Source organism: Mycolicibacterium boenickei, assembly GCF_010731295.1.
GTDB classification, from domain to species: domain Bacteria; phylum Actinomycetota; class Actinomycetes; order Mycobacteriales; family Mycobacteriaceae; genus Mycobacterium; species Mycobacterium boenickei.
Window position 1 is genome coordinate 4,498,514 of record NZ_AP022579.1, and the last position, 23,533, is coordinate 4,522,046.

The 23,533-nt window shown below is 65.9% G+C and carries 23 protein-coding genes; 13 read left to right on the forward strand and 10 right to left on the reverse strand.

What is annotated here, in order from left to right:
• Positions 1 to 100: 100 nt before the first annotated feature.
• Positions 101 to 1,636, reverse strand: a complete 1,536-nt coding sequence (locus G6N57_RS21440) for a multicopper oxidase family protein (RefSeq protein WP_077741754.1) — start codon at positions 1,634 to 1,636, stop codon at positions 101 to 103.
• A 380-nt stretch (positions 1,637 to 2,016) separates the two neighbouring features.
• On the opposite strand from G6N57_RS21440, the gene G6N57_RS21445 reads away from it, so the two are divergent.
• Positions 2,017 to 2,949, forward strand: a complete 933-nt coding sequence (locus G6N57_RS21445) for a L,D-transpeptidase (RefSeq protein ID WP_077739470.1) — start codon at positions 2,017 to 2,019, stop codon at positions 2,947 to 2,949.
• A 16-nt stretch (positions 2,950 to 2,965) separates the two neighbouring features.
• Here the strand turns inward: G6N57_RS21445 and G6N57_RS21450 are convergent, their stop codons facing one another.
• The 3 genes from G6N57_RS21450 to G6N57_RS21460 all read right to left on the reverse strand — a co-directional run bounded on the left by G6N57_RS21450 (position 2,966) and on the right by G6N57_RS21460 (position 6,472).
• Entirely contained in the window at positions 2,966 to 4,267 is a 1,302-nt protein-coding gene (locus tag G6N57_RS21450; protein ID WP_077739469.1) for a TrpB-like pyridoxal phosphate-dependent enzyme, read from the reverse strand.
• On the reverse strand, positions 4,264 to 5,022 hold the full coding sequence (locus tag G6N57_RS21455; RefSeq protein WP_234815729.1) for a rhomboid-like protein: 759 nt from the start codon (positions 5,020 to 5,022) through the stop codon (positions 4,264 to 4,266). The genes G6N57_RS21450 and G6N57_RS21455 overlap by 4 nt, the downstream gene beginning before the upstream one ends.
• 76 nt (positions 5,023 to 5,098) lie before the next feature.
• Complete coding sequence (locus G6N57_RS21460; protein ID WP_077739467.1) at positions 5,099 to 6,472, reverse strand: MprF family protein; 1,374 nt, start codon at positions 6,470 to 6,472, stop codon at positions 5,099 to 5,101.
• Positions 6,473 to 6,756: 284 nt separating this feature from the next.
• Between G6N57_RS21460 and G6N57_RS21465 the strand changes: the two genes are divergently transcribed.
• From G6N57_RS21465 to G6N57_RS21480, 4 genes are all read left to right on the forward strand, one after another.
• Positions 6,757 to 7,167, forward strand: a complete 411-nt coding sequence (locus G6N57_RS21465) for a hypothetical protein (protein ID WP_234815728.1) — start codon at positions 6,757 to 6,759, stop codon at positions 7,165 to 7,167.
• A 137-nt stretch (positions 7,168 to 7,304) separates the two neighbouring features.
• Complete coding sequence (locus tag G6N57_RS21470) at positions 7,305 to 8,150, forward strand: alpha/beta fold hydrolase (RefSeq protein WP_077739466.1); 846 nt, start codon at positions 7,305 to 7,307, stop codon at positions 8,148 to 8,150.
• A gap of 138 nt (positions 8,151 to 8,288) precedes the next feature.
• The gene (locus G6N57_RS21475; RefSeq protein ID WP_077739465.1) at positions 8,289 to 8,810 is read left to right on the forward strand and encodes a nuclear transport factor 2-like protein; all 522 of its coding nucleotides are present in this window, start codon (positions 8,289 to 8,291) and stop codon (positions 8,808 to 8,810) included.
• Positions 8,811 to 8,978: 168 nt separating this feature from the next.
• The gene (locus G6N57_RS21480; protein WP_407665944.1) at positions 8,979 to 9,251 is read left to right on the forward strand and encodes a hypothetical protein; all 273 of its coding nucleotides are present in this window, start codon (positions 8,979 to 8,981) and stop codon (positions 9,249 to 9,251) included.
• Positions 9,252 to 9,314: 63 nt separating this feature from the next.
• Here G6N57_RS21480 and G6N57_RS21485 read toward each other — a convergent pair whose 3' ends face one another.
• Together G6N57_RS21485 and G6N57_RS21490 are read right to left on the reverse strand one after the other, a co-directional pair.
• A complete protein-coding gene (locus G6N57_RS21485; protein ID WP_077739463.1) occupies positions 9,315 to 10,202 on the reverse strand; it encodes an ESX-1 system-associated protein in 888 nt (295 codons plus the stop codon).
• A gap of 187 nt (positions 10,203 to 10,389) precedes the next feature.
• Positions 10,390 to 11,037: a LysM peptidoglycan-binding domain-containing protein gene (locus tag G6N57_RS21490; protein ID WP_077739462.1), complete on the reverse strand. Its 648-nt coding sequence runs from the start codon at positions 11,035 to 11,037 to the stop codon at positions 10,390 to 10,392.
• 213 nt (positions 11,038 to 11,250) lie between these two features.
• Between G6N57_RS21490 and G6N57_RS21495 the strand changes: the two genes are divergently transcribed.
• The 3 genes from G6N57_RS21495 to G6N57_RS21505 are packed head-to-tail and all read left to right on the forward strand — an operon-like array spanning position 11,251 to position 14,236.
• On the forward strand, positions 11,251 to 12,273 hold the full coding sequence (locus tag G6N57_RS21495; protein ID WP_133118338.1) for a hypothetical protein: 1,023 nt from the start codon (positions 11,251 to 11,253) through the stop codon (positions 12,271 to 12,273).
• A 36-nt stretch (positions 12,274 to 12,309) separates the two neighbouring features.
• The gene (locus tag G6N57_RS21500) at positions 12,310 to 13,158 is read left to right on the forward strand and encodes an alpha/beta fold hydrolase (protein WP_077739460.1); all 849 of its coding nucleotides are present in this window, start codon (positions 12,310 to 12,312) and stop codon (positions 13,156 to 13,158) included.
• A gap of 13 nt (positions 13,159 to 13,171) precedes the next feature.
• On the forward strand, positions 13,172 to 14,236 hold the full coding sequence (locus G6N57_RS21505; protein ID WP_077739459.1) for an isocitrate/isopropylmalate dehydrogenase family protein: 1,065 nt from the start codon (positions 13,172 to 13,174) through the stop codon (positions 14,234 to 14,236).
• 3 nt (positions 14,237 to 14,239) lie between these two features.
• Here the strand turns inward: G6N57_RS21505 and G6N57_RS21510 are convergent, their stop codons facing one another.
• Positions 14,240 to 15,628 (reverse strand): purine-cytosine permease family protein, encoded by a 1,389-nt coding sequence (locus G6N57_RS21510; protein ID WP_077739458.1) that lies wholly within the window; start codon positions 15,626 to 15,628, stop codon positions 14,240 to 14,242.
• Between the two features lie 142 nt (positions 15,629 to 15,770).
• Between G6N57_RS21510 and G6N57_RS21515 the strand changes: the two genes are divergently transcribed.
• The 5 genes from G6N57_RS21515 to G6N57_RS21535 all read left to right on the forward strand — a co-directional run bounded on the left by G6N57_RS21515 (position 15,771) and on the right by G6N57_RS21535 (position 21,630).
• Entirely contained in the window at positions 15,771 to 17,192 is a 1,422-nt protein-coding gene (locus G6N57_RS21515) for an MFS transporter (protein ID WP_077739457.1), read from the forward strand.
• Positions 17,193 to 17,621: 429 nt separating this feature from the next.
• The gene (locus G6N57_RS21520) at positions 17,622 to 18,656 is read left to right on the forward strand and encodes an ABC transporter ATP-binding protein (protein ID WP_322790685.1); all 1,035 of its coding nucleotides are present in this window, start codon (positions 17,622 to 17,624) and stop codon (positions 18,654 to 18,656) included.
• 57 nt (positions 18,657 to 18,713) lie between these two features.
• Positions 18,714 to 19,907 carry a polyamine ABC transporter substrate-binding protein gene (locus G6N57_RS21525; protein WP_077739456.1) on the forward strand — a complete coding sequence of 398 codons (1,194 nt, stop codon included), beginning with the start codon at positions 18,714 to 18,716 and terminating at the stop codon, positions 19,905 to 19,907.
• 5 nt (positions 19,908 to 19,912) lie between these two features.
• Positions 19,913 to 20,788, forward strand: coding sequence for an ABC transporter permease (locus G6N57_RS21530; RefSeq protein ID WP_077739455.1), 876 nt, complete (start codon positions 19,913 to 19,915; stop codon positions 20,786 to 20,788).
• An 11-nt stretch (positions 20,789 to 20,799) separates the two neighbouring features.
• Positions 20,800 to 21,630, forward strand: coding sequence for an ABC transporter permease (locus G6N57_RS21535; protein ID WP_407665989.1), 831 nt, complete (start codon positions 20,800 to 20,802; stop codon positions 21,628 to 21,630).
• Between the two features lie 2 nt (positions 21,631 to 21,632).
• On the opposite strand, the gene G6N57_RS21540 is transcribed toward G6N57_RS21535, so the two are convergent.
• From G6N57_RS21540 to G6N57_RS21550, 3 genes are read right to left on the reverse strand one after another with little or no spacing between them, the layout of a single operon-like run.
• Positions 21,633 to 21,989 (reverse strand): PNPOx family protein, encoded by a 357-nt coding sequence (locus tag G6N57_RS21540; RefSeq protein WP_077739453.1) that lies wholly within the window; start codon positions 21,987 to 21,989, stop codon positions 21,633 to 21,635.
• 19 nt (positions 21,990 to 22,008) lie between these two features.
• Complete coding sequence (locus G6N57_RS21545) at positions 22,009 to 22,842, reverse strand: EamA family transporter (RefSeq protein WP_077741751.1); 834 nt, start codon at positions 22,840 to 22,842, stop codon at positions 22,009 to 22,011.
• Between the two features lie 35 nt (positions 22,843 to 22,877).
• Positions 22,878 to 23,495 carry a TetR/AcrR family transcriptional regulator gene (locus tag G6N57_RS21550; protein ID WP_077739452.1) on the reverse strand — a complete coding sequence of 206 codons (618 nt, stop codon included), beginning with the start codon at positions 23,493 to 23,495 and terminating at the stop codon, positions 22,878 to 22,880.
• Positions 23,496 to 23,533: the final 38 nt, after the last annotated feature.

Below are 23,533 nucleotides of genomic sequence, written 5' to 3' on the forward strand. Positions count from 1 at the left end.
GGTCCGAGGGTACCTCGCGAAAAGGACGGGCGGGCGCCTCGACGCGCGTCGGGACCTACTGCATAGGCCAGTACGTAGTACTCCCGCGCGACACGACACGTCAGCTGGTGTAGTGGAGGCTCGTCATCATCCCGGCCTCCTGGTGATAAGCGTTGTGGCAGTGCAACATCCATAAGCCGGGATTGTCCGCTGCGAAGATCACCCGCTGGCGCTGCATGGGGCGCACGACAAGGGTGTCTTTGCGCGCACCCGGGCGTCCGTCGTCACCGAGCACCTGAAAAGTGTGTCCGTGCAGATGCATCGGATGCCACATCATCGTCGAGTTCCGGAATGTCATTGCGACCCGTTGGCCTCCACGCACGGTCAAGGGCTGCGCGCTCGCGAATGGTCGGCCATTGATCGTCCAGTCATACGTTGCCATGGAGCCGCCCAGCTCCACGGGGAGTTCGGTGTCAGCGCCGACCCAGTCGAAACTGGCTTCAGGTGTGGCGGTGAACGAACTGACCGTGCCCAGCCGACCACGCAGCTCAGCCGGCGCGTAGTCGGGCGGAGGAGTCGAACCATCGGCGGTCACCAGCAGCGCCCGAGTCGACGCACCTTTTCCCTCAGCAGCCGCGACCAGCGGGAACACCCCGTCCCCCGCCGTGATCGTCACGTCATAACGCTCACCCATCCCGAGCAGCACCGCGTCCACTTCACCGGGAACCACCGGGAATCCGTCGGTATGAGTGACGGTCATGCGGTGTCCGGCCAACGCGACCCGGAACGCGGTGTCGGACCCGGCATTGATCAGCCGGATCCGTACCCGTTGACCCGGGCGAGCCCGGAAGCTGGTGGGGTTCTGCGCATTACGTCCATTGACCACGTACAACGGGTAGTCGACGTCACCGGCGTCGCCGCCGAGGGGTGAACCATCCCGGCCGCCCATCGGCCCCATTGCGGCGTCGTGGTCCATACCCGGCATACCCTCCATGCCCGGCATGCCGTGCCCAGCTCCCGACGGCGTTCGCAGTCTGTCATAGATCTGCGCCGGGCTCGGGCCGACGCCGTCGGTCCAATCGTCGAGCATCACCACCCATTCGGCGTCATATCGGCCCGGATCCTTCGGGTCGTCGACGATCAGCGGGAAATACAGGCCCGTGTCCGCGTCGAGCCCGGTGTGCGGATGTGCCCAATACGTCCCTGGGTGAGGCACCGAGAACCGGTAGGTGAAGTCCTGGCCATCGGCAATGTCAGGGGTGGCCGGCGACGCGCCGTCCATATCGTTGCGAAGCGCCAGGCCGTGCCAGTGCACCGAGGTCGAGCGGGCGAGCCGGTTGCGGACGGTGACCTCAAGTTCATCGCCGACCGACGCCCGCAGGAGAGTTCCGGGCACGATGTCGTTGTAGGCAACGGTGTCGGCAATCGTGCCGCCGAGGTCCACCCGCGTGCGCTGGGCGGTCAGTGTGGTGGAGACGGTGCGCCCGGTGTGCGGCCGACGAGCTTCGGCCGCGGCGATCGCGTCGGCAGGGGCGACGCGGGTCGATGTGGCACCGGCGTCGCGCTGACACCCAGCGACAGCTGTAGCGCTCAGCGCGGCGGTTGCCGCAAGGAATCCTCGGCGGCTGAGCCGCGGCCGGTTGGCGATCTCACGCATGTCCTCCACCCTCGTCACCGACCCCGATGGATCGGTATGGGTTTTGTGAAGGTTCGTTGAAGAAGCTCGTCCGGCGGTGTGACGCGGGAAACGAAACTCATGTCGAACGCACAACAACCTACGGACTATCCACGTATGGAATAACTACGTATACCCAGGTCCGGAAGGTCCGCCGGGCGACAGTTATGCGCAGGCCTTTACAGATTCTTCACAAATCCAATGGAAAACAAATACTTTCGGCGAGAAGGCGCACAGGCGAGCAACCGTCCGTCAGACCCACGCTATCTACTATCCCCGTACGTAGCTAGTAGACTGGGGCAACGCCATACACCCGCCCGAGTGGGCGTGGTCGTCAAGGACACCTCATCGATGGAGGCCCAGTGCAACACCGCACCCGACACCTGTGGATCACCGCGATCGCGGCGGCCGTCACGGTCACCGCGTCCACCGTCGCCGGAGCTTCGGCACTGGCCGAGCCGGCGGGGCCGCCCCAGCCCGTCGAACCGGCTCCACAGTTCGACCCGGCACCGATGCCCTGGCTCAACCCCTTCGGTCAGGCAGCCAACGTTGATGTCCCGGCAGGGCAGAACCCCTTGCCGTTCAGTGGTGAGCCGCCATTCCTGCCACCGACGTTCAATCCGGCCAACGGGTCCACGGTTGGCGTCGCGAAGCCGATCTACATCAACTTCCAGCGGCCGATCGCCGACCGCCGGCTGGCCGAGGATTCGATTCACATCTCCTCGAACCCTCCGGTACCTGGAAAGTTCTACTGGATGAGTGACAGTCAGGTGCGTTGGCGGCCAATCGATTTCTGGCCCTCCGGCACCGTGGTGAACATCGACGCGGCGGGCACGAGGTCGAGTTTCAGAGTTGGCGACGCGCTGGTGGCCACCATCGACGACGACACTCATCAGATGGAGATCCACCGTAATGGCGTGCTGGAAAAGACCTTTCCCGTCTCGCTGGGGAAGCCGGGCTACGAAACCCCCAACGGCACTTACTACGTACTGGAGAAGTTCGCCGACATCATCATGGATTCGTCAACCTACGGGGTCCCGGTGAACTCGGCCGAAGGTTACAAACTCAAGGTGCAGAATGCCGTCCGCCTGAGCAACACGGGCATTTTCGCGCACAGCGCCCCATGGTCGGTCGCGGCCCAGGGCAAACGCAATGTGAGCCACGGCTGCCCCAACCTCAGCCCGGCGAACGCGCAATGGTTCTTCGACCACTTCGGCAGCGGCGATCCCGTCGTCGTCAAGAACTCCGTTGGCGTCTACAACCAAAACGACGGGGCGAACGACTGGCAGATCTGACCGAGCGTCGCTCGGATCAGAAGGCCCCGTCCAGGAATTCCGCGTAGGCCGGTAGGTCGAGTTGGCCATGGCCCGACAGCCCGATCACCACGACCTGCTCGGCGGGGTCATCGGCCACATGTGCGGCGGCCGCCGCGATCGCGTGCGTGGCCTCGGGAGCCGGCACGATTCCCTGAGTCCGGGCGAACAGGACACCCGCCGAGAAAGCGTCGTGCTGACCGATGGCGATGCCATCGACCAGGCCGAGTTCGACGGTATGGCTCAGCGCCGGTGCCATACCGTGGTAGCGCAACCCACCCGCATGAATCGGGTCGGGTACGAAGTCCATTCCCAGGGTGTGCATCTTGAGCAGCGGGGTCAGGCCCGCCACGTCGCCGTGGTCGTAGCGGTACTCCCCCTGCGTGATCGACGGGCATGCGGCCGGCTCCGCGGCGACCACCTTCGGGTTCGATCGTCCGTGGATCTTCTCGCGCAGGAACGGGAATGCCAGGCCCGCAAGGTTGGATCCGCCACCGGCGCAACCGAAGACCACGTCGGCACCGTCCGGTTCGACGGCGGCAAGCTGAGCAACGGCTTCCAGTCCGATCACGCTCTGGTGCAATACCACGTGGTTCAGCACACTGCCGAGGGCGTAGCGGGTGTCCGCATTGGCAGCGGCCACCTCGACGGCCTCACTCACCGCCATCCCGAGGCTGCCTGTGGTGTCCGGAGTCGCCGCGAGAATCGCTCGCCCCGCCGCGGTGAGGTCCGACGGGCTCGAATGCACGGTGCCGCCGTACGTGCGAATCAGATGACCGCGGTAGGGCTTTGACTCGTAAGACGCACGGACCTGCCAGACCTCGACCTCGAGGCCGAACTGCGCCCCGGCGAAGGACAGGGCGCTACCCCACTGCCCGGCGCCCGTCTCGGTGGTCAGCTTCCGGACACCGTCGACGCTGTTGTAATAGGCCTGCGCCACAGCGGAATTGGTCTTGTGACTGCCGACCGGGCTGACGCCTTCGTACTTGACGTATATATGCGCTCCGGTGTTGAGCGCCTGCTCGAACCGGCGGGCCCGGATCAGCGGCGACGGACGCCACATCGAGTAGATGTCGCGCACCGCCTCCGGGATCTGGATGTACGGCTCGGTCGATACTTCCTGCGCGATCAATCCGCTCGGGAAGAGCGCCGCGAGGTCGTCGGGGCCGACCGGCTCCTTGGTGGCCGGGTGCAGGTGAGGTGGGATCGGCTGGTCCAGCTCGGCCGCCAGGTTGTACCAGTGCGTCGGCACCCCGACGGTAACCAGATCCGGGTGGGGGGCGTCGGCGTGCAGCGTCATGCCGACACTGTAGTCAGGCGCGATTCGCCGTTCTTCGACGCGCTGAGTCGCCGCCAGACCCAGGTGGCAATCACGGCGACCGCGAGTCCCGCGGGCAGGGCAACAGGCGCCACCGGCAGCGCCACACCGACCAGGAGCAGCAGACCAAAGCCGATGCCGACGCCCAGGAGCACCAGCTTGGCCGGGGTCCAGGTCGAGTCCGAGCGGAATCGGGTGGACAACGCGATACCGATGATCAACGCGACGGCATGTCCGATGGCAGTGAAATCGGCCCCCGATACGGCGACCACCAGGGCGATCGTCAGCCATCCGCCGATCCAGGCGGGGCGCCACCGCGTCGGGATGGCCGCGCTGAGGGTGCCGAGGACGGCGATGGCGCCGTAGCTCAAGCCCACGTCTTTGGCATGTGCGACCGAGATCGGTAGCCAGCCGAGCTTGATCGCGGCGGCCAAGCCGGCCGCGACGATCAGGGTGGCTCCGACGTGGCCAAGGGTGAAGGCCTGGATCAGGCGCCTGCCGCACCAGAGCAGCTCGGCCAATGCCAGCAGACACACCAACCCCGGCAACAGGAGGTACGTGTATCCCTCGGCCGTGACGAAGGCACTGCCCAACAGCGTTCCCAGCCGGCCCTGCCCCAGGTTCTCCAGGTTGGTGCTCAGATGGCTGACCACCCGGTCCTGCATCGTGGGCCCCAGCACCAGGAGCAGCGACGCAACCGTGAACAGTGCCGCCGCGTAGGCCAGGGTGACGCGCACCCTACCCAGACTGGAAAACACCCGCGACAACATCGCGAACCAGCATACCGACGCATTCTGTACCGAAATGCGCTGGTCAGTCGCGTGCTGAGGTCCTGCGGTGCGGGGCGAGTTCAAGAATCAGCAGCACGACCGCCGCCGGCAGCACGTCGATCATCGGCAGCAACACGTACCGGTACTCAGCCATCGTGCCGAACTTGCGCACATATCGATACAGCGACTCCAGCTTGATCAGGCGATCCCCGATATGCGCCAGCGTTCGCAGCGCTCGGACGGCGGTCTCGCCACTACGCTCACCGCCGAAGAGATCGGGAAATGGCGCAAAAGCGAGCGAGACGCGTTCGGCGCCGCGTGACCGGGCCCAATCGATCATGTCCACGGTGAGCCGCTCATCGATCCCGTTCGGTGCGCCCAGCCGGCGCCATGGCAGGTCAAGACTCAGTTCGGTCCCGCCACCGGCTCCGGCGAAGCGCTGGAACGCCTGTATCCGCCCGGCGCGGTCCCGTCCGTAGACCAGCCACACCCCGGGGTACCGACCGGACAAGGTGCCTCCGAGCATCATCGAGAACCCACGCTCAGCGCCTACTGCCTTTCCCGACGCGCGCATCACATCGAGCAGCTCGGCCCGGAGCGCATCGTCCACGTCGGACTCAGCGATCACGGCCGTCGTGACGCCGGAGTTCCTAGTCCGCTGGACAGCCTGCCGGAGATTACGTCTGGACCGCCCCACCAGATCGAATTGGTTCACCTCCACCACGACGTCACGTCCGATCGGGATGGCGCGCAGTGGAGCCCCGGTCACCGCACGATCGCGCCACAACGCAAGGCTGCGCACCGACGCGCCCAGCACCAGGATGCGCCAGCCCTGTTCCCGGCACAGAGCGGCGAATTCGACCACCACCTCCGGGTAGCGGGCCTGGTCTCCGATCGGATCACCGCTGGCCACCGCGAAGCCGGCGACGGTCCGATAAGCCAGTGCGGCGGTGCCATCCGCCGAGAACACGTAGCTCTTGCCCGCAGCCATGGCGAAGGGCGCCAGCGGATCGCCGCGAGTGTGGTGAACCAGAGATGCCACCGCGCGCAGAGCATTTGGCTGAGCTATCGACCTTGATGGCCTGATCAACATCGCAGCGGACAGGACGAGGCAGATCCAGGCATCTGCCGGATGCCCGAGCAGCACGGCAAACGTCGCCAGCACGAGGGTTGCCGCGGCGGTGGCCGCATGAGCGAAAGTCAGTGGGCGCCCGAGGAACAGACCGTGCAGCAGAATCGTCGCGGCCAGGGACAAAGCGACCAGACTCGTCAGCACCGACTCGTGTCCGACGCGGCCGGTGTGGTGCTCAAGCACCAGCGTGGCCGCACTGCCTGCGAGGGTGAGCACGACCACGCACAGTGAGATGCGCAGCGCCAGCCTGCGGTGAGGCTCGGACCGGACGGCGTCCGTCGGCACGCCGGTATGGGGGCGTGACGACGGTGCCGGTGACGGACTCACATCTACGGTCTTCCCAGTGTCGGCGGAGCGCACGGATCGTCCGCTCTACTACCCCATGATACGAACGGAACGTGATATCCGCCGGTAGACCGACCGGGCCCGCCACGGCGGTTCCCACTAGAGCGACGGGGCGGGATCCCAACGGCGACACCACAGTCCGTGCGACTGGCGTAGTGGACTACGCGTGACGGGGCGTTCCAGCAGCTGAACCATCGACGTCAACGGCTCCGACGGGGGGTCGGATGTACGAAGAGGAAGGCAAGCTCATGAAAACCACTGTGCCCAAACGTGTCACCGTCGCGGCGGGCGCCGCAGCGGCAATCGCCGTGCTGACCGCCGGCGCCGGTCTGGCACAGGCCCAAACGCATGTCGAGACGACCACGGATGCCGCAGGCGTGACGGTCCACATCACATCCTGGGCGTTTCCGCCAGGGCCGGCCGCGAGCAACGGGGACTGCACCTACACCGCGGTACCGGTGAAGGTGCCGCCCGGTGTCCTGCCACCTCTGCCCGTATACAACCTCCCGTTCCATCTGCAGGAGGGTGGTACCCACGACATCTGGTTCCCGGGCATCCAAACCGGCACGAAGTGGGCTGTTACCGTCCACTGCCCCAATGGAATCGACAGCCCGACCATGACGAAGATCTACTGACAGTGGCTGAACCCGCTGTCCATCAACGGCCGACCTTCCCTGCGGTGACGGGGGCGTGACGACCCGCGCACGGCACGATGTTCCGCGGGGCGGGACTGTCGACGAACCGGCGAGCAGACACCCGTAGGTTGGTCTGCATGACCGAGCTGGAACTCAGGGAGATCGAGACATCTGCAGGCGCCCTGCGGTACTACGACACCGGTGACGGGCCGGCGCTACTGTTCCTACACGGCTCAGGACCCGGAGTGACCGGCTGGCGCAACTTCCGCGGGATTCTGCCCACCTTCGCCCAGCGATTCCGCTGCCTGATCCTGGAATTCCCGGGATTCGGTGTCACCGACGACCTTGGTGGCCATCCGATGGTCACCGCCCAGGGGGTGGTGACCCCATTCGTCGATGCTCTTGGCATCGACCGGGTGGACGTCGTCGGAAACTCGATGGGCGGCGGGGTAGGCATCAACTTCGCCATCCGTCAGCCCGACCGCATCGGCAAGCTCGTGACCATCGGCGGCATCGGAACCAACCTGTTCAGCCCGGGTCCCAGCGAAGGCATCAAGCTGCTCCAGGAGTTCACCGAGGACCCGACCCGCCAGCGCCTGATCGACTGGCTGAACTCGATGGTGTTCGATCCGGCGCTGGTCACCGACGAGCTCATCGAACAACGCTGGGAGTTGGCGACCGATCCCACGACGCTGGCCGCGGCCAAGCGGATGTACGGCAAGGCGGCGTTCGCGGGGATGATGGCCGCCATGCGCGCCTCCGACGCGCCGATGCAATGGGCACAGATGCACAAGGTCGCCGCCCCCACGCTGCTGACCTGGGGCCGCGATGACCGGGTCAGCCCGCTCGACATGGCGCTGATCCCCATGCGGACGATCCCCAACGCCGAGCTTCACGTGTTCCCCAACTGCGGGCACTGGGCGATGATCGAAGCCAAGGAGGCCTTCGAGCAGACCGTGCTCGGGTTCCTGACCCGGACTTAGTCGCGTTTCCGTAGCGGCGGGCATCCCGGAGAATTCATCGTTGAATCTGGGATACATATCTGTATATTACTTTGTGTGCGCCACGCCACATGATCCGCTGGCTTGGCCCTGCCACGCCTCCAACGGATAAGGACCGCAATGGATCTCGTCGATCGAATCGCCAAGCACCGCCGGATGGCGGAGAGCTACCGGGACAAGTACGTGCTGCGGAAGGTCCAGGAAGGCGAGTCCTACGACGAATGGGAATTCACCGACGACGCGGTGTATACCTCGCCCTACTTCGTAGCCGGCCAGGAACTCGTGCTCAGGGATGTGGCGACCTCCTTCGACGTCGCCGCCACCGTCGAGGCCAAGGCCTATTCGGTGGTCTTCCCCGACTGGAAACCCGTCGACCACAAGTTCTGGCCTGCCGAGAACGGCCTCGTCATGCGCTACCGCTGGGAGGGCACCACAGCCGACGGCGAGACGATGGGCTTCTATTCGATCAGCTTCATCGACACCAATGACGACGGCCAGATCACCCACTGGTCGACCTACGTCAACGACGAGGAGTACGGCCCGTTCCTGGAAAAGGCAATCGGTGCCCGTGGGCCATTCCATGGCGACGAATACCTGGAGGCCCTGGCCCGCCATTTCGAAAAGCACAACCTGACCTGGTAAGTACGGCCCGGTTTCGATTCGTTATCGATCCCACAGCCCGTCCCCACAGGGGACACAGGGCAAACACATCCGGCCGAAATAGCTTTGCTCTCCGTGCGGCACCGTCGTCGCACCATTCAGAAACGGAGTAAAGCAATGGGTTTCAAGAAATCCGTGGGTGTATCTGCGATGGCGGCAGGAATCGGCATGGCCGGCTTGTTGGGCCTCGGTATCGGTACGGCCGGCGCCGATCCGGGTCCGGGCTGTGACCGCCCCGGCGCCCCGTGCGAGCACCGAGACGACCGAGGCCCCGGCCCCGACGACTGGCACGGTCGCAACATCGACGCGGGACGCCGCGATCACCAGCCGTTCGAGTGGAATGGCCAACGGGTCACCCCGATGCCCGCCGGCGACGGGCGCGGTTGGGGCTTCTGGTTCCTCGGCACCTGGATTCCGCTGTAGCCGAACCGATTTCTGGTGGGGCGCTCATCCCCTAGCGCCCCACCAGAGACCGGGACGAGATGCTCAACGGGGTGTTGAGCACACCGCTTTGACCGCACCATCCATGGCGGTGGCGGCAGTCCAGTTCGCATGGTCTGCGGGCTGGAACTTCGGCAGTTTGGCTGCATAGTTGTCCACATACCGAGACTGGGCCCAGAGCAGACCTGCCAGCAGCGGATCGGTGGATTCGTCTGCCAGGCGGCGCAATTCGGCGGCTTCCTGGCGCATGACGGGGATGACGGCCATCGTCACCGATCGCTGCTTGGGCGACCAGCGGGCGGCGGCCACCCGGTGATCCGTCTTGGCCCAGGCCTGCTGCTTGCCGTCATACCCCGCGCTGGCCCGCTGCCACTGGGCGCAGACCGGATCCGGTCTCGCTGCGGCAAAGGCCTGGGCCGGTTTGGCGCCCGGTTCGTCACGGACAGACGACGCAACCACCTCGGCAGGAACGGGTTTCGCTGCAGTGGTCCGCGTCGGTGCGGCAGTGGTTGCCGCGTCGTCGTGTCCCGCGACGGTGACGGCCATGACACCGCCGACGAGCAACGCCGCGGCGGTGGTCACGCCGATCACGGTTCGTGTCCGGGGGCGCCTCACCAGTCCGGTGTCCAGTCTGGAATTGAAAGGCCAACGGCTGCCATGGCCGCCACCTCGAAGCGCGACGTTGAACGCCGCTTCCGGGCGGTTCCGCAGCTCGGCAACAGCCACTTCCACGGCGGCGCTCGGCGTTCCCAAATCGGTGAGCGTCTTGACGAACCGCGCCACCGATACGAGTTCGCGTCCGTAGAGGTTCTCCTGCGGTTGCGCGGCAGGCAGGAACCGCTCGACCAGATCCTCGCGCAGCTGTGACGACCGCGCGACTTCTGCCGCTGTCAGCCAATGCCCCGGAACATCTTCTGCCCCAATGCCGGTCATTCAGATGATCCTTCCCGCGCCCACCTGAAGATTGGTACAGCAATCTGTCTACGCGCTGCAACCGGTCACGCGCCCGACGGCCGCCACGTTGCTGTCACAACTTGGCTACCGGAAGATCACGGACGCCCGCGCCGGCTGCCGAGCGGGATCGACTGGCAAACAACCACTCTCGCCAACGCCGGCGTCGTCACGACGGGAAGTACACCACCTGACCGGAGAACAGACTGTGCGGATGGCCGATGTAGTTGGCCGCGCCGGCAACGGCCGCTCGCTTCGCAACATCATGATCGCCGTACTCCTCGACACAAAGTGACTCGAGCGTGTCACCGGCGACCTGCCGACGCCGATTGAGGCCGGGGACGATCAGCACCTGGCCCGGATTCGGATCGGTGAACGGGTCGAGGTTGTTCGCGTTGGCGATGACGATCGCGAGCTGATCGTCGCCGTACCACCGGCCGGCCAGCACCGCGAAGCCCTCCCCCGCGACCACCGTGTGGTGCCCGACATTCGTCAGGTCCGGCAACAGCAACCAGGTCCCCCGATGGATCTCGCGTTGCGCCACACCGTTGACCACTTCCCAGACCAGCTGAATGGCCGGGCTCTGCGTCCCGTAGAAGGACTGGGTGAGCTGTTGTCGGGCGGCGGTGCTGTCGTCGGTGGTGAACAGGTGCCGATAGGTGACGTACGGGATCAGCAGCTCCTGACCGATGTTGATCAGCCCCGGGTTGCTGAGGTGGTTCTGCTCGGCGATCACGGGGTAGAGACCGCCGTCGCCGTACTCGCGCTGGGCTATCCCGAACAAGGTGTCGCCGAGCGCCACGGTGTAGTTCTTCATCTGCCGCCGCCTTTCTGATCGGATGTGGTTCGGACCGGGTCAGTGTCCGGTGAGGTCCCGACGTGAGTCGCGCGTAGCGGGCTACCTGAAATGCCGTGGCAGATTGAGGTAGCTCGCTACTCGTGTCCTCACCCGACGACAGGGTGATGCTGGGGTTGCTCGACCTCAGTTCAGCTGCCGGACGGTGATGACGATGACGTACGTGGTGCGAAAATGACCGCGGGGACAGTGACACGCTCCGCGGCAGGCGACCGCCCGGCACTTGCCCTCGCCGGCGCCGAGTCGACCTCGGCCCGTGATCAGCGCAGCCACGCGACACTTCGGGACAGGCTGCGTCCGCTGCCCTCCTCGGTGTGGCGCGAGGTGGCCCGCGGGCGGCTTGCCGATCTGCGGGTCGAACTCGACGGGCTCCCGGCCGGCTGCCGGGACGACCCGCGGTACAACGACGCGCGGCGCCGGCTGAAGGAAGCGACGGAGATCGTCGACGCACCGCGCTGTCTGCTGGGCCTGCTCAACGGAGCCGCAGTGGAAGCCGCCTGGCTTCGAATTCACGCTGTGGACGTGGCGGTCATCAGGCTGGCGACACCCAGCGTGGTCCGGGCGCGGTTGCCCGAGATCGTCTCCACAGGAAAGGAATTGCTCGGTGAGAGCCACGAGTCGGTCACGACGATCCGGGAACTCATGGGCCATCCCAAGTGGAGTGACCATGACCGGGAAGCGCTGGCGCACAGCGTGAAGGCGGTACACGCCGCATCCGACAGCGAGAGCATGCGGCTGCGCAGCTTTCGCAACATCCTGTTGGGCGCTACCGCAGTCCTTGCGCTGCTGGCGGTGTGCTTCGGCATCGTCGGCGCATCCCGACCCGACACCTTCGGTCTCGTCACCACGGGCGGCTCGCTGTCGCGCGCTGACATCGCGATCGCGGAACTGCTGGGTCTGGTGAGCGCGAGCCTGGTCGGTGCGGTGGCCATCCGGAAGATGAAGGGAACGTCCACCGCGTACGCGGTGCCGATGGCCTCGCTGTTGCTGAAGTTGCCCACCGGCGCGCTGACTGCCGTCGCCGGACTGCTGATGGTCAAGGCGGGCATAGGCGGGGATGGGGTGAGCGTCACCACCAACGCCCACGTGGTGGGCTACTCGCTGCTGTTCGGAGCGTCGCAACAAGGCATCACCGGAATGGTGGACCGTCAGGCACAGACCCTCCTCAACAACATCTCCTCGAAAGACAACGCCTGATCCGCCGCCGCCGCCAACCTTGGCATGATGCAACGTATGGATCAGTATCGCCGCGGGGATCTCGTCTTCGATGTCATCGACGACGGCCCCGCCGATGGCCCGGTGGTCGTGCTGTTGCACGGCTTCCCGCAGCAGAACAGCAGCTGGAAACCGATCATCTCGCTGCTGACGGCCGCGGGTTACCGGTGCCTGGCGCCCAACCAGCGCGGTTACTCCCCAGGTGCGCGGCCGCCTCGCCGTCGCGACTACCGCGTCTCGGAGTTGGCGAAGGACACCCTCGCGCTGATCGATGCCAGCGGTGCCGAACGGGTGCATCTCGTCGGCCACGACTGGGGAGCCGCGGTGGCGTGGGGCTTGGCCGAGCACGCGCCCGAGCGGCTGGCCTCGTTGTCGGCGCTGTCGGTACCGCACCCGCGGGCCTTCCTGCGGTCCATGCTCACCAGCCGCCAGGGTTTGGCGTCCTGGTACATGTACGTCAACCAACTGCCATGGCTGGCCGAACGATTCATGCTCGGGCGCGACGGCAAAGGTAGGGCCATCGCCAAATCCCTGATCCGCAGCGGGTTGCCGGCCGAGGCAGCCGAACGTGATGCTCGGGCCATGACGGAGGCCGGGGCCCTCACCGCGGCGCTGAACTGGTACCGGGCCATGCCGATGAGCGGCTCGGGCGGGCGTGCCGCTCAGAAGATCACGGTGCCGACCCTGTACGTCTGGAGTGACCGCGACATCGCGATCACCGCCAAACCGGCGCACGACACCGCGAAATACGTGAGCGGCCCCTACCGCTTCGAAACCCTCCGAGGGGCCTCACACTGGCTCCCGGAGGAGAAGCCGGAAGAGGTCGCGGAAATGTTGTTGCAGCGGTTCATCACCCATCCGATCTGAGCGGAGTACGCAAATGCTGACCCTGGGAGTGCTCCTCGGCGACGGTATCGGGCCGGAGATCGTGGACTCGGCCACCAGGGTTGCTGAACGGGCCTTGGCGAGTGTTTCGGTCGAAGTGCAGTGGCGCGAACTGCCGTTCGGTCTCGAGGCGATCGGTGAGCTCGGCACCCCGCTGCCCGAACCGACGCTGACCGACCTGGACGGGCTTCCCGGATGGATCCTCGGGCCCCATGACAATGCCGGATACCCTCAGCAGTTCCGGGGCATGCTGTCGCCCGGTGGAGCAATCCGTAAGCGCTACAACCTGTTCGCCAACATCCGGCCCGCCCGCGCCTTGAGTGCGTCGGTGGCCGCGGCATGCCCCGATCTCGACGTGGTCATCGTGAGGGAGAACACCGAAGGTTTCTACGCCGACCGCAACATGTACGACGGCGCAGGCGAATTCATGCCCACACCCGATGTGGCGCTGGCAGTCGCCGTGTTCACCCGGAGTGCCTGTGAGCGGATCGCCCACGAGGCGTTCCAGCTTGCGACCACCAGGCGCAGGTCCGTTACCATCGCGCACAAGACCAATGTGCTGGCCAAGACCACCGGCCTGTTCCGCGACGTGTGCCTGACGGTCGCCGAGGATTACCCCGATGTCGAAGTACACGGTGAGCACATCGACGCACTGGCCGCGCGGTTGGTGAGCCATCCGCGGGATTTCGATGTCATCGTGGCCGAGAACATGTTCGGCGACATCCTGTCCGATCTGGCCGGCCAGTTGAGCGGCTCGCTCGGGATGGCGCCGTCGATCAACACCTCGCACACCCACGCGATGGCGCAGGCAGCCCACGGGTCCGCACCCGACATTGCCGGACGCGACATCGCCAACCCGGTCGCGATGATCCTGTCCACTGCGATGTTGTTGCGCTGGCTGGCTGCCCGTGGCGCTGGCGCACCGGCGCTCGGCGTCGCGGCGGACCGGATCGAGGACGCGATCCGGCGGACCCTCGATGCCGGTGTGGGGACGGCCGACATCGGTGGCACCGCGTCCACGTCGGCCTTCACCGAGCGGGTGCTGGCGGCGCTGGGCTGACCGCTACGGTCGAGCGGCCCGCCGGGTCAGAAATCGGTAACCACCGTAAAGCGCAAGAGCCACAACAAAATTGACGAAGTAGGCGATGTCGGCTCCGTGCCACTCGGTGGCGACCGCGCCCTGGATCAGGGTGGTGTTCATGAACGGCACGGCGATGACGTAGGCCACCAGGAAGGTGATCAGCGCCGCCACCGCGTCACCGCGCCGGGTGACCTCGGCACTCGGATCGATGCTGGCGCGTCCGCGGATACGGATCGCCCAGTCGACCACGACCACTGCGACAAACGCCGGAATCCAGTAGCTGACCAGCAGCAGGACATCGGTGAAACGGGTCGCGGTGTCCGCGGCGTGCAGCCACAGGATCAGGCCGAATGCCAGCGCTGTCACGATGATCGCCGACACCGGCCGGCGCACCCGCACACCGATGGTCTGCAATGCCAGGGAACCGCTGTAGTCGTTCATCACCCCTGATCCGATCGCCGCGAGCGCGATCACCAGCAAGGCCAGTCCGCCGAGGACGCCCCCGCCCATGACGGTGTGAACACCGTCGGCGGTGTGGTCACCGATGACCGATGCCGCCGCGATACCGATGCCCTGAACGAACACGTAACCCAACACGATCCCGGCGAACGAATACCCGAACACCTGCCGCCGCGACGAGTCGCTCGGGAGATAGCGGCTGAAGTCGGCGGCGTAACTGGCCCACGAGATCGCCAGGCTCAGGGCGATGGTGATCTCGAAAACGAAGGCGCCGGCCAGATCGGCTCCGGTTACCGACGGCACCACCACGATGTCGTGGCCGGCTACGAGCTTGACGGTGAAGACCGCGAACGTGATCAGGAGGATGACCGTCAACACCGCCTGCAGGCGGTGGATCAGCTCGTAGCCGAAGAATCCGACGACACCCTGTACCGCCAGCACGATCAACACCGCGCTCCAGAACGGGATACCCAGCAGTGCCGCGAGCGCCTCGCCACCGAACAACCCGACGAGCGCGTCCCAGGCGATCGACGATCCCCACTGCAGGATGCCGGGAACCACGACCAGACCACCGAATGCCATGCGCGCGTTGGGAAGCTGTCCCGCTCCGGTGCGCGGCCCCCAGGTCGACAGATAGGCGACCACGGCCGAGCCCAACACGGTGCCGATGACCATGGCCAGCAGGCCCAGCCAGAAACCCAGGCCGAGGGTGATGGCCAATGTCCCGGTGAAGACGCCGGTCATGTTCACCTGCGGTGCGAACCACACCGTGAACAACCGGGCGGGATGTCCGTACCTCTGATCGGCCGCCAGCGGTGCGATCCCGTGCGTCTCCACGGTCAGATCGCCGGAGCCGGTCGGGCGACGCCCGCTGAACGTGGACGCATTGAGCGCGCCGACTCCGAAGGCCATTCGTCTATTCGACCACGCACCCGGTGTGCGGGCATGTGCCACACCATGGCCATAATCGAGAAACACAAAGACTGTCTATGGATCGGAGCGGGACGTGGCCAGGACCGAAACCGACCGGTCCGCCTCCCCTGCCGTGCCCGGTATGCCACGTCGCCCCGGCGTCCTGATCGCGGGCCTGAGCCTGGTGGCTCTCACCGTCGCAATCCTGCAGACCGCGGTGGTGCCGATCCTGGGCATCATCGCTCACCAGCTGAACACTTCCTCGGTGGCCGTCAGCTGGGCCGTCACCGCCAACCTGCTTGCGGCCGCCGCGTCGACGCCGTTGATCGGCAGGCTGGCCGATCTGTACAGCAAGAAACGTGTCCTGCTGGGTGTGCTGCTGGTGGTGCTCGCGGGTTCGGTGCTGGCCGCAGTCACCGCATCGGTGCCGCTGCTGGTGGCGGCGCGCGTCCTGCAGGGCGCCTCGTACGCGCTCTACCCCATCAGCATCGCGATCCTGCGCGAAGAACTCGCCGAAGACCGCCTGGTCGGCGCGATGTCGGTGCTGTCCGGAACGTTGGGCTTCGGGGGCGGCGTCGGCCTCGTCGTCACCGGACTCCTGATGTCGGGCGACGCCGGGTATCACCGCGTCTTCTGGCTGACCACCGCGTTCACCGCCATCGTCATCGTGGTGGCGGTGATGGTCGTACCGAACCGCAGGCCCGACGCCGGCGGCGCGATCGACTGGCTGGGGGCCGCGGGCCTGGCGATCGGCCTGTCTGCGGTGCTGCTGGCGATCACGCAGGGCAACTCATGGGGTTGGACCCACCCGGGGACGATCGGCTTTCTGGTCGGCGGAGTCGGCGTCCTGATCGGCTGGTGGTGGTGGGAGCGACGGGCCGCCGATCCCCTGGTCTCGACCACGATGCTGGCCCGGCGGCCCATCCTGCTGACCAACCTGGCCACGATCCTGGTCGGCATGGGGCTGTACTTCGCCTTCCTCGGCCTCACACAGTTCGTCCAGATGTCGCGTCAGGCCGCCGGTTACGGATTCGGCGCGACCGTGCTGCAGGCCAGTGTCTACTTCCTGCTCCCCGGTGCGCTCACCGGCTTTCTGGTGGCGCTCGTCAGCGGCCGGTACATCGACCGCTACGGCGCCCGCAGGGTCCTGGTGGTCGCCGCCGTCGCCGGTATCGCCGGATTCGTCATGCTCGCCGCGGCGCATGACCGCCCGTGGCAGGTCGTGCTGGCCGGTGTGCTGGCCAACGCCTACATCAGCCTGGGCTATGGCGCGCTGCCCGCACTGGTCGTCAGTGAGGTGGACACCAGCGAGACGGGCATCGCCACGAGCATGAACGCGATCGCGCGAACAATCGGCAGCTCCGTGGCCGCGGCCGTCGTCGCCGTGTTGCTCGGGCATCGCATGGTGCCGTCGGAAGGCAGCTTCGTGACGATCTTCGTCGCCGGTGCGGTCACCGCCGCCCTGGCGATGGCCCTGATCGCAGTGTCCCGCGCACCGGACCGCCACGGTGAGTCCGTGCACACCATGTCGGAGTCCCGCGCGATGAATCATGAGTGGGGCTGATTCCTCCAGTCGCCGGTTTCCCGCCGTGACCACCCGCTGAGCTGCGAAACTTGGGCCCAGCCAGTCGCTGCCCGCCGGACCATGGACCGACCACACCCCGCCGTGGCCGTTCGCCCGCCAGGCTATGGAATCGCGCTGTCAAGCCGGTTCAAACAAAGGATTCCATTGAAAAATTGTTAATTCATTGCGGAATCGCTTGCGAAGGTGGCCGGAATCCGCGATTGTTTACCGACAGCTTCCAGGCTGCACCGGAGGAGGAGACCGCTGACCGGCCCAGATATCACCGCCGTCGACAAATCGACGGGACACGACGGCACACCACGCGGTGGCGAGCCCGTCATCGAGATCGACCACGTCACGAAGCGGTTCGCCGACTACGTGGCCGTGGCCGACGCGGACTTCTCCATCGCATCGGGAGAGTTCTTCTCGATGCTCGGCCCCTCGGGCTGCGGGAAGACCACCACGCTGCGCATGATCGCCGGCTTCGAAAGCCCCACCGAAGGCGCGATCCGCCTCGAGGGTGTCGACGTCTCGCGCGTGCCGCCGCACAAGCGCAACGTCAACACCGTCTTCCAGCACTATGCGCTGTTTCCACACATGACGGTGTGGGACAACGTCGCCTACGGGCCGCGCAGCCAGAAGAAGGACAAGACGGAGATCAAACGGAGTGTCGACGAGCTGCTGGAGATCGTGCGGCTCACCGACTTCGCCAAGCGCAAGCCCGGCCAGCTCTCGGGCGGCCAGCAGCAGCGAGTGGCACTGGCCCGTGCGTTGGTCAACTACCCCAGCGCGCTCCTGCTCGACGAGCCGCTCGGCGCGCTCGACCTCAAACTGCGCCACGCGATGCAGTTCGAGCTGAAGCGCATCCAACGCGAGGTCGGCATCACGTTCATCTATGTCACCCACGATCAGGAAGAGGCGCTCACCATGAGCGACCGGATCGCGGTGATGAACAACGGCAATGTCGAGCAGATCGGCAGCCCCACCGAGATCTACGACCGCCCGGCAACGGTGTTCGTCGCGAGCTTCATCGGTCAGGCCAATCTGTGGCCGGGCCGGCAGACCGGGCGGACAAATCGAGATTTCGTCGAGGTCGACGTGCTCGGCACCACGCTCAAGGCCAAGCCGGGTGACACCACGATCGAACCGGGTGGACATGCCACCCTGATGATCCGGCCCGAGCGGGTACGTGTCTCGCTCGACCAGCCGTCGGGAGACATCGCGACGGTGCCCGCCACCGTCAAGGACCTGACGTTCCAGGGCCCGGTGCTACGGCTTTCCCTTGCCGCACCGGATGATTCGACGATCATCGCCCATGTCGGGCCCGAGCAGGACCTGCCGCTGCTGCGTCCGGGCGACGCGGTGCACGTCAGCTGGTCACCGGAGGCTTCGCGGGTACTTCCGGCCGCGGACATTCCCACCGCCGAGGACCTCGAAGAGATGCTCGACGACGACAACCCCTAAGACAGTCTCGATCCGCCCCCAGTAACGGAAGCGCCCGAATTCCCCGAAAGGTCGCCCATGCCCGACAACCTCGATCCCCGACTGCTCGCCCGGCTGACTGCGAACCGCACGTCGCGCCGCCGATTCCTGGGTGGCGGCGCCGCTGCTGCCGCCGCACTGGCATTGGGCCCCTCGGTCCTGGCCGCCTGTAGCTCAGGTGAGAAGTCCAGTGCCCCAACCACCTCGGCTGCCCCCGACGACGGCTCGCCGGCCACCGGCACCGTCCGTATCTCGAACTGGCCGCTGTACATGGCGGACGGGTTCGTCGCGGGATTCCAGACCAAATCCGGTCTGACGGTGGACTACAAGGAAGACTTCAACGACAACGAGCAGTGGTTCGCCAAGGCGAAGGAACCGTTGTCGCGCAAGCAGGACATCGGCGCCGACCTCGTCGTGCCCACCGAATTCATGGCGGTGCGGCTCGCCGGCCTCAACTGGCTCAACGAGATCCGTGATTCGCGCGTCCCCAACAAGAAGAACCTGCGCGACGACCTGCTCAACTCGAAGGCCGATCCCGGGCGCAAGTACACCGCTCCGTACATGACCGGCATGGTCGGTCTGGCATACAACCGCGCCGCCACCGGACGCGACATCACCAAGATCGACGATCTCTGGGATCCCGCCTTCAAGGGCCGGGTCAGCCTGTTGTCCGATGTCCAGGACGGGCTCGGCATGATCATGCAGTGGCAGGGCAACTCCGTCGAGGACCCGACCACCGAATCGATCACGAAGGCCGTCGATTTCATCCGTGAACAGAAGGACAAGGGCCAAATCCGCCGCTTCACCGGCAACGACTACGCCGACGATCTCGCGGCCGGCAACATCGCTGTCGCCCAGGCATATTCGGGTGACGTGGTGCAGCTGCAGGCGGACAATCCGGACCTGAAGTTCATCGTTCCCGAGTCCGGTGGCGACTGGTTCATCGACACCATGGTGATCCCGTACACCACACAGAACCAGAAGGCCGCCGAGGCCTGGATCGACTACGTCTACGACCGGGCGAACTACGCCAAGCTCATCGCGTTCACCCAGTTCGTGCCGGTGTTGTCGGACATGACCGATGAGCTCGCCAAGATCGATCCCAAGATCGCGAGCAACCCGTTGATCAACCCGCCAGCCGACATGCTCGCGAAGCTCAAGTCATGGCCGGCGCTGTCCGATGAGAAGACCCAGGAGTTCAACACTCTCTACGCCGCAGTGACCGGAGGCTGACGCCGATGGCGGGTGTGGCCACCAGCAGCCGGCAGCGGAGCAAGGTCGCTCCGTACCTGATGATCCTGCCGGCATTGGTGTACCTCGGGATCTTCTTCGTGGTGCCGTTCTTCTCCCTGGCGCGCACGTCGTTGTCGACATCGGGCGGCTCGGTGTACTTGCCGACGCTGGAGTTCGATTGGAACTTCGGCAATTACGCGCACGCATTCAGCGTGTACCAGGATCAGATACTCCGGTCCTTCGGCTACGCACTGGTGGCGACCGTGGTGTGCGCCATGCTGGCATTTCCCCTGGCATATGTGATCGCGTTCAAAGCGGGTCGGTACAAGAACCTCATCCTCGGATTGGTCATCCTGCCGTTCTTCGTGACCTTCCTGATCCGCACCATCGCCTGGAAAACGATCCTGGCTGATGACGGTGTCGTGGTCAGTGCACTCGGCTCGATCGGCCTGCTGCCGAGCGAGGGACGGCTGCTGTCGACGAGCTGGGCGGTGATCGGCGGCCTGGTTTACAACTGGATCATCTTCATGATCCTGCCGCTGTACGTGAGCCTGGAGAAGATCGATCCGCGTCTGATCGAGGCGTCCAAGGACCTGTATTCGTCCAACCGGCGCAGCTTCACCAAAGTGATTCTGCCGCTGTCGATGCCGGGCGTGTTGGCCGGCAGCATGCTGGTGTTCATCCCGGCGGTCGGTGACTTCATCAACGCCGACTATCTGGGCAGCACGCAGACCAGCATGATCGGCAACGTGATCCAGAAGCAGTTCCTGGTGGTCAAGGACTATCCCGCCGCTGCCGCTCTGAGCATGGTGCTGATGGCCATCATCCTCGTGGGTGTGCTGCTCTACACCCGCGCGTTGGGGACGGAGGATCTGGTTTGACCACTCAGGCCATGACCGAGGCGCTGGACCAGCCGGTACCCAAGTCCGTCAAGGGTTCTCCGAGGTGGGGCGACCTGGTGCTCCGCCTCGTCGCCGGGCTCGTGTTGCTGTACCTGTTCCTGCCGATCTTCGTGATCGTGCTGTTCTCGTTCAACAAGCCGGCAGGCAAGTTCAACTACACCTGGCAGGGATTCACCCTCGACAACTGGGCGAACCCGTTCAAGTACCCGGCGCTCACCGAGGCGTTGAAGTTGAGCCTCAACGTGGCGGCGGTATCGACCGCCGTTGCCCTGGTGCTGGGCACGTTGGTGGCGATCGCCTTGGTACGTCAGCGGTTCCGCGGCCAGAAAGCCGTCGACACGTTTCTCGTGCTGCCGCTGACCGCCCCGGAGGTGGTCATGGGAGCCTCGCTGCTGACGCTGTTCCTGGATCTGGGCTGGGCCACCGGCTACACCACGATCGTGCTCGCCCACATCGCTTTCCAGGTCAGCTTCATCGCGATGACGGTGCGGGCCCGGGTCCGCGGGTTCGACTGGACCCTTGAGGATGCGTCGATGGATCTGGGCGCCAGCCCGACCCGGACATTCTTCAAAGTGACTCTGCCACTGATCGTCCCGGGCATCGTTGCCGCCGCGATGCTGTCGTTCGCGTTGTCCCTCGACGACTTCATCATCACCTATTTCGTCAGCGGCTCCACGGTCACCTATCCGTTGTATGTCAACGCTGCCGTCAAGGCCGCCGTGCCTCCGCAGATCAACGTGCTGGCCACGGCGATCCTGGTGGTGAGCCTGTTGTTGCTCATGGCCGGAACGCTGTACCGGCGCAAGCGCATCGACGTCTGACGTCAGGGTGCCTCGAGTTGCACCGTGACGGCCACTTTGCCCTGGCCGTCACGGTGGGCAACGGCATGCCCCGTAAGGTCGCTGCCGTCCAGGTTCAGCAAGGTGAGCTGACCGCCCTCGCCCAGGAAGTTGCGCCACCAGTTCTTGCTGTCCGGTGTCATCACGTGGATGGTCACCTGGTTGCCGTCGCGCGCCACAGAGACCGGGGTCTCGAACGTGCGGCCCGACCGGCGGCCGGTGTAGCGGATGACCACCACACCGTGACCGATCCATCGACCGAGTACCGGAACTCGGGTGAGGCCCACGGCGGCCGCGTTGAACCAGCGGCTGATCGGGGAATTGAAGATTCCACGTCCCATTGGCGCCAGCGTAGCCAGTTCAGCCGATCTCGGCAGGGACCGGCGCGGCACGCGCTCCGGTTCGCGCCGCGCCGATCCCGGCAGCCACCACGAGGCAGATGCCGACAACGGCTGCCGGGGCCGGAATCTGGTGCAGCAGGACCAGGCCGACGAGCATCGCGAACGCCGGCTCGAGCGCCATCAGCGTGCCGAACGCCGCGGTGCTCAGGTACCGCAACGCCGACATCTCCAGGGCGAACGGCACCACCGGCAGCAGGATCGCCAAACCCACACCGATCAGCAGGAGCTGCGGGGTCAACTGTGGAAACACCGACGGCCCGACGACTGCGGTGCCGACCAGCCCGGCGACAGGCATGGACACCCCGAGTCCTTTGATCCCGGCGACCTCGTCTCCGACCCGTTGGGTCAGCAGGATGTAGCAGGCCCAGCACAGCGCCGCGCTCAGCGCGTAGAGCACACCGATGAGGTCGACGTCGCCCGTCCACGGCTCGGTGAGCAGGACGACACCGGCGGCCGCCAGTCCGGGCCACAGAATCCGGTTGCGCCCCTTCCCGTGTGCGACCGCAACCCCGAGCGGGCCGAGGAACTCCAGCGCGCTGGCCGTGCCGAGCGGGATCCGAGACAGTGCCGCCATGAAGAGCATCGTGACGCCGGCCGTGACGATGCCGAGTGCGACACAGGTCCAGAATGCGGACCTGGTGAAGGCCGATGGACGGGGCCGCACGATCAGCAACATCAGGACGCCTGCCCACGCCAGCCGTAGCCACGCCGCGCCCTCGGCGCCGACCTGGTCGATCAGGCCGACGGCCACGGCCAGGCCGATCTGCACGCACAACATCGAGGCCATGGCCATCAGCGCGCCGGTGCGCGCGGGATGTCCGGACTTCGTCACAAGTTGTTCCCCTTGGGGACAACGATATTGGCCAGAACCATCCTGAGGAACGGCCGGTAGACCGCCTGGTCGTCGAGCAAACTGTTCAGAGTGACGCCGTCGTTGGCGGCCAGAATCACCCGGGCCAGGTCCACCGCCGGGATGCTCACATGGCCGCCGAGCCGGGCAGCGCCTTTGGAGATGTAGTCGGCCAGGGCGCGCACCGTCTCCTCTCGCTGGGCGGCCACCCGCTCACGAGCGTCGGGATTGCGCAGCAGGAACAGCGTGTACTCGGATCCCAGGACGGCGCGGTCGGGACCTTCGGCGGCGACCAGGTCCCGCCAGCGGTCACCGAGCTCGTCGGCGTCGAGGTCCTCGAGCGAGTGAAACGTGGCGATGACGTCGGCGAATCCCCCGAGGAACTGCTCGCGTTGCCGTTCGACCACCGCGAGGAACAACTCGGCCTTGCTCCCGAAATGGGAGTAGATGGCACCGCGCGTGTAGCCGCCGACCTCGGCGATGTCTTCGAGCGCGGCTCCGTCGAACCCCTTGCGGGCGAACACCTCCTCGGCGGCGTCCAGCAGGACGTTGCGGGTGTGCTCCAAGCGGCGTTGCTTGGTCCAGCGTTCGGCCATGGATCCATCCTGTCAAAGGTCTGCGCGCTCGTGTTGAC

What these genes read in the sequence shown, in the direction of transcription:
- G6N57_RS21440 (WP_077741754.1), bottom strand. Translation starts at nt 1,636, where the DNA reads ATGCGTGAGATCGCCAACCGGCCGCGGCTCAGCCGCCGAGGATTCCTT.
- G6N57_RS21450 (WP_077739469.1), bottom strand. Translation starts at nt 4,267, where the DNA reads ATGACGCTGCACGCCGACGCCCCCCACCCGGATCTGGTTACCGTCGGG.
- G6N57_RS21465 (WP_234815728.1), top strand. Translation starts at nt 6,757, where the DNA reads ATGTACGAAGAGGAAGGCAAGCTCATGAAAACCACTGTGCCCAAACGT.
- G6N57_RS21470 (WP_077739466.1), top strand. Translation starts at nt 7,305, where the DNA reads ATGACCGAGCTGGAACTCAGGGAGATCGAGACATCTGCAGGCGCCCTG.
- G6N57_RS21475 (WP_077739465.1), top strand. Translation starts at nt 8,289, where the DNA reads ATGGATCTCGTCGATCGAATCGCCAAGCACCGCCGGATGGCGGAGAGC.
- G6N57_RS21480 (WP_407665944.1), top strand. Translation starts at nt 8,979, where the DNA reads ATGGCGGCAGGAATCGGCATGGCCGGCTTGTTGGGCCTCGGTATCGGT.
- G6N57_RS21485 (WP_077739463.1), bottom strand. Translation starts at nt 10,202, where the DNA reads ATGACCGGCATTGGGGCAGAAGATGTTCCGGGGCATTGGCTGACAGCG.
- G6N57_RS21490 (WP_077739462.1), bottom strand. Translation starts at nt 11,037, where the DNA reads ATGAAGAACTACACCGTGGCGCTCGGCGACACCTTGTTCGGGATAGCC.
- G6N57_RS21495 (WP_133118338.1), top strand. Translation starts at nt 11,251, where the DNA reads ATGACCGCGGGGACAGTGACACGCTCCGCGGCAGGCGACCGCCCGGCA.
- G6N57_RS21500 (WP_077739460.1), top strand. Translation starts at nt 12,310, where the DNA reads ATGGATCAGTATCGCCGCGGGGATCTCGTCTTCGATGTCATCGACGAC.
- G6N57_RS21505 (WP_077739459.1), top strand. Translation starts at nt 13,172, where the DNA reads ATGCTGACCCTGGGAGTGCTCCTCGGCGACGGTATCGGGCCGGAGATC.
- G6N57_RS21510 (WP_077739458.1), bottom strand. Translation starts at nt 15,628, where the DNA reads ATGGCCTTCGGAGTCGGCGCGCTCAATGCGTCCACGTTCAGCGGGCGT.
- G6N57_RS21515 (WP_077739457.1), top strand. Translation starts at nt 15,771, where the DNA reads ATGCCACGTCGCCCCGGCGTCCTGATCGCGGGCCTGAGCCTGGTGGCT.
- G6N57_RS21520 (WP_322790685.1), top strand. Translation starts at nt 17,622, where the DNA reads ATGCTCGGCCCCTCGGGCTGCGGGAAGACCACCACGCTGCGCATGATC.
- G6N57_RS21525 (WP_077739456.1), top strand. Translation starts at nt 18,714, where the DNA reads ATGCCCGACAACCTCGATCCCCGACTGCTCGCCCGGCTGACTGCGAAC.
- G6N57_RS21530 (WP_077739455.1), top strand. Translation starts at nt 19,913, where the DNA reads ATGGCGGGTGTGGCCACCAGCAGCCGGCAGCGGAGCAAGGTCGCTCCG.
- G6N57_RS21535 (WP_407665989.1), top strand. Translation starts at nt 20,800, where the DNA reads ATGACCGAGGCGCTGGACCAGCCGGTACCCAAGTCCGTCAAGGGTTCT.
- G6N57_RS21540 (WP_077739453.1), bottom strand. Translation starts at nt 21,989, where the DNA reads ATGGGACGTGGAATCTTCAATTCCCCGATCAGCCGCTGGTTCAACGCG.
- G6N57_RS21545 (WP_077741751.1), bottom strand. Translation starts at nt 22,842, where the DNA reads ATGGCCATGGCCTCGATGTTGTGCGTGCAGATCGGCCTGGCCGTGGCC.
- G6N57_RS21550 (WP_077739452.1), bottom strand. Translation starts at nt 23,495, where the DNA reads ATGGCCGAACGCTGGACCAAGCAACGCCGCTTGGAGCACACCCGCAAC.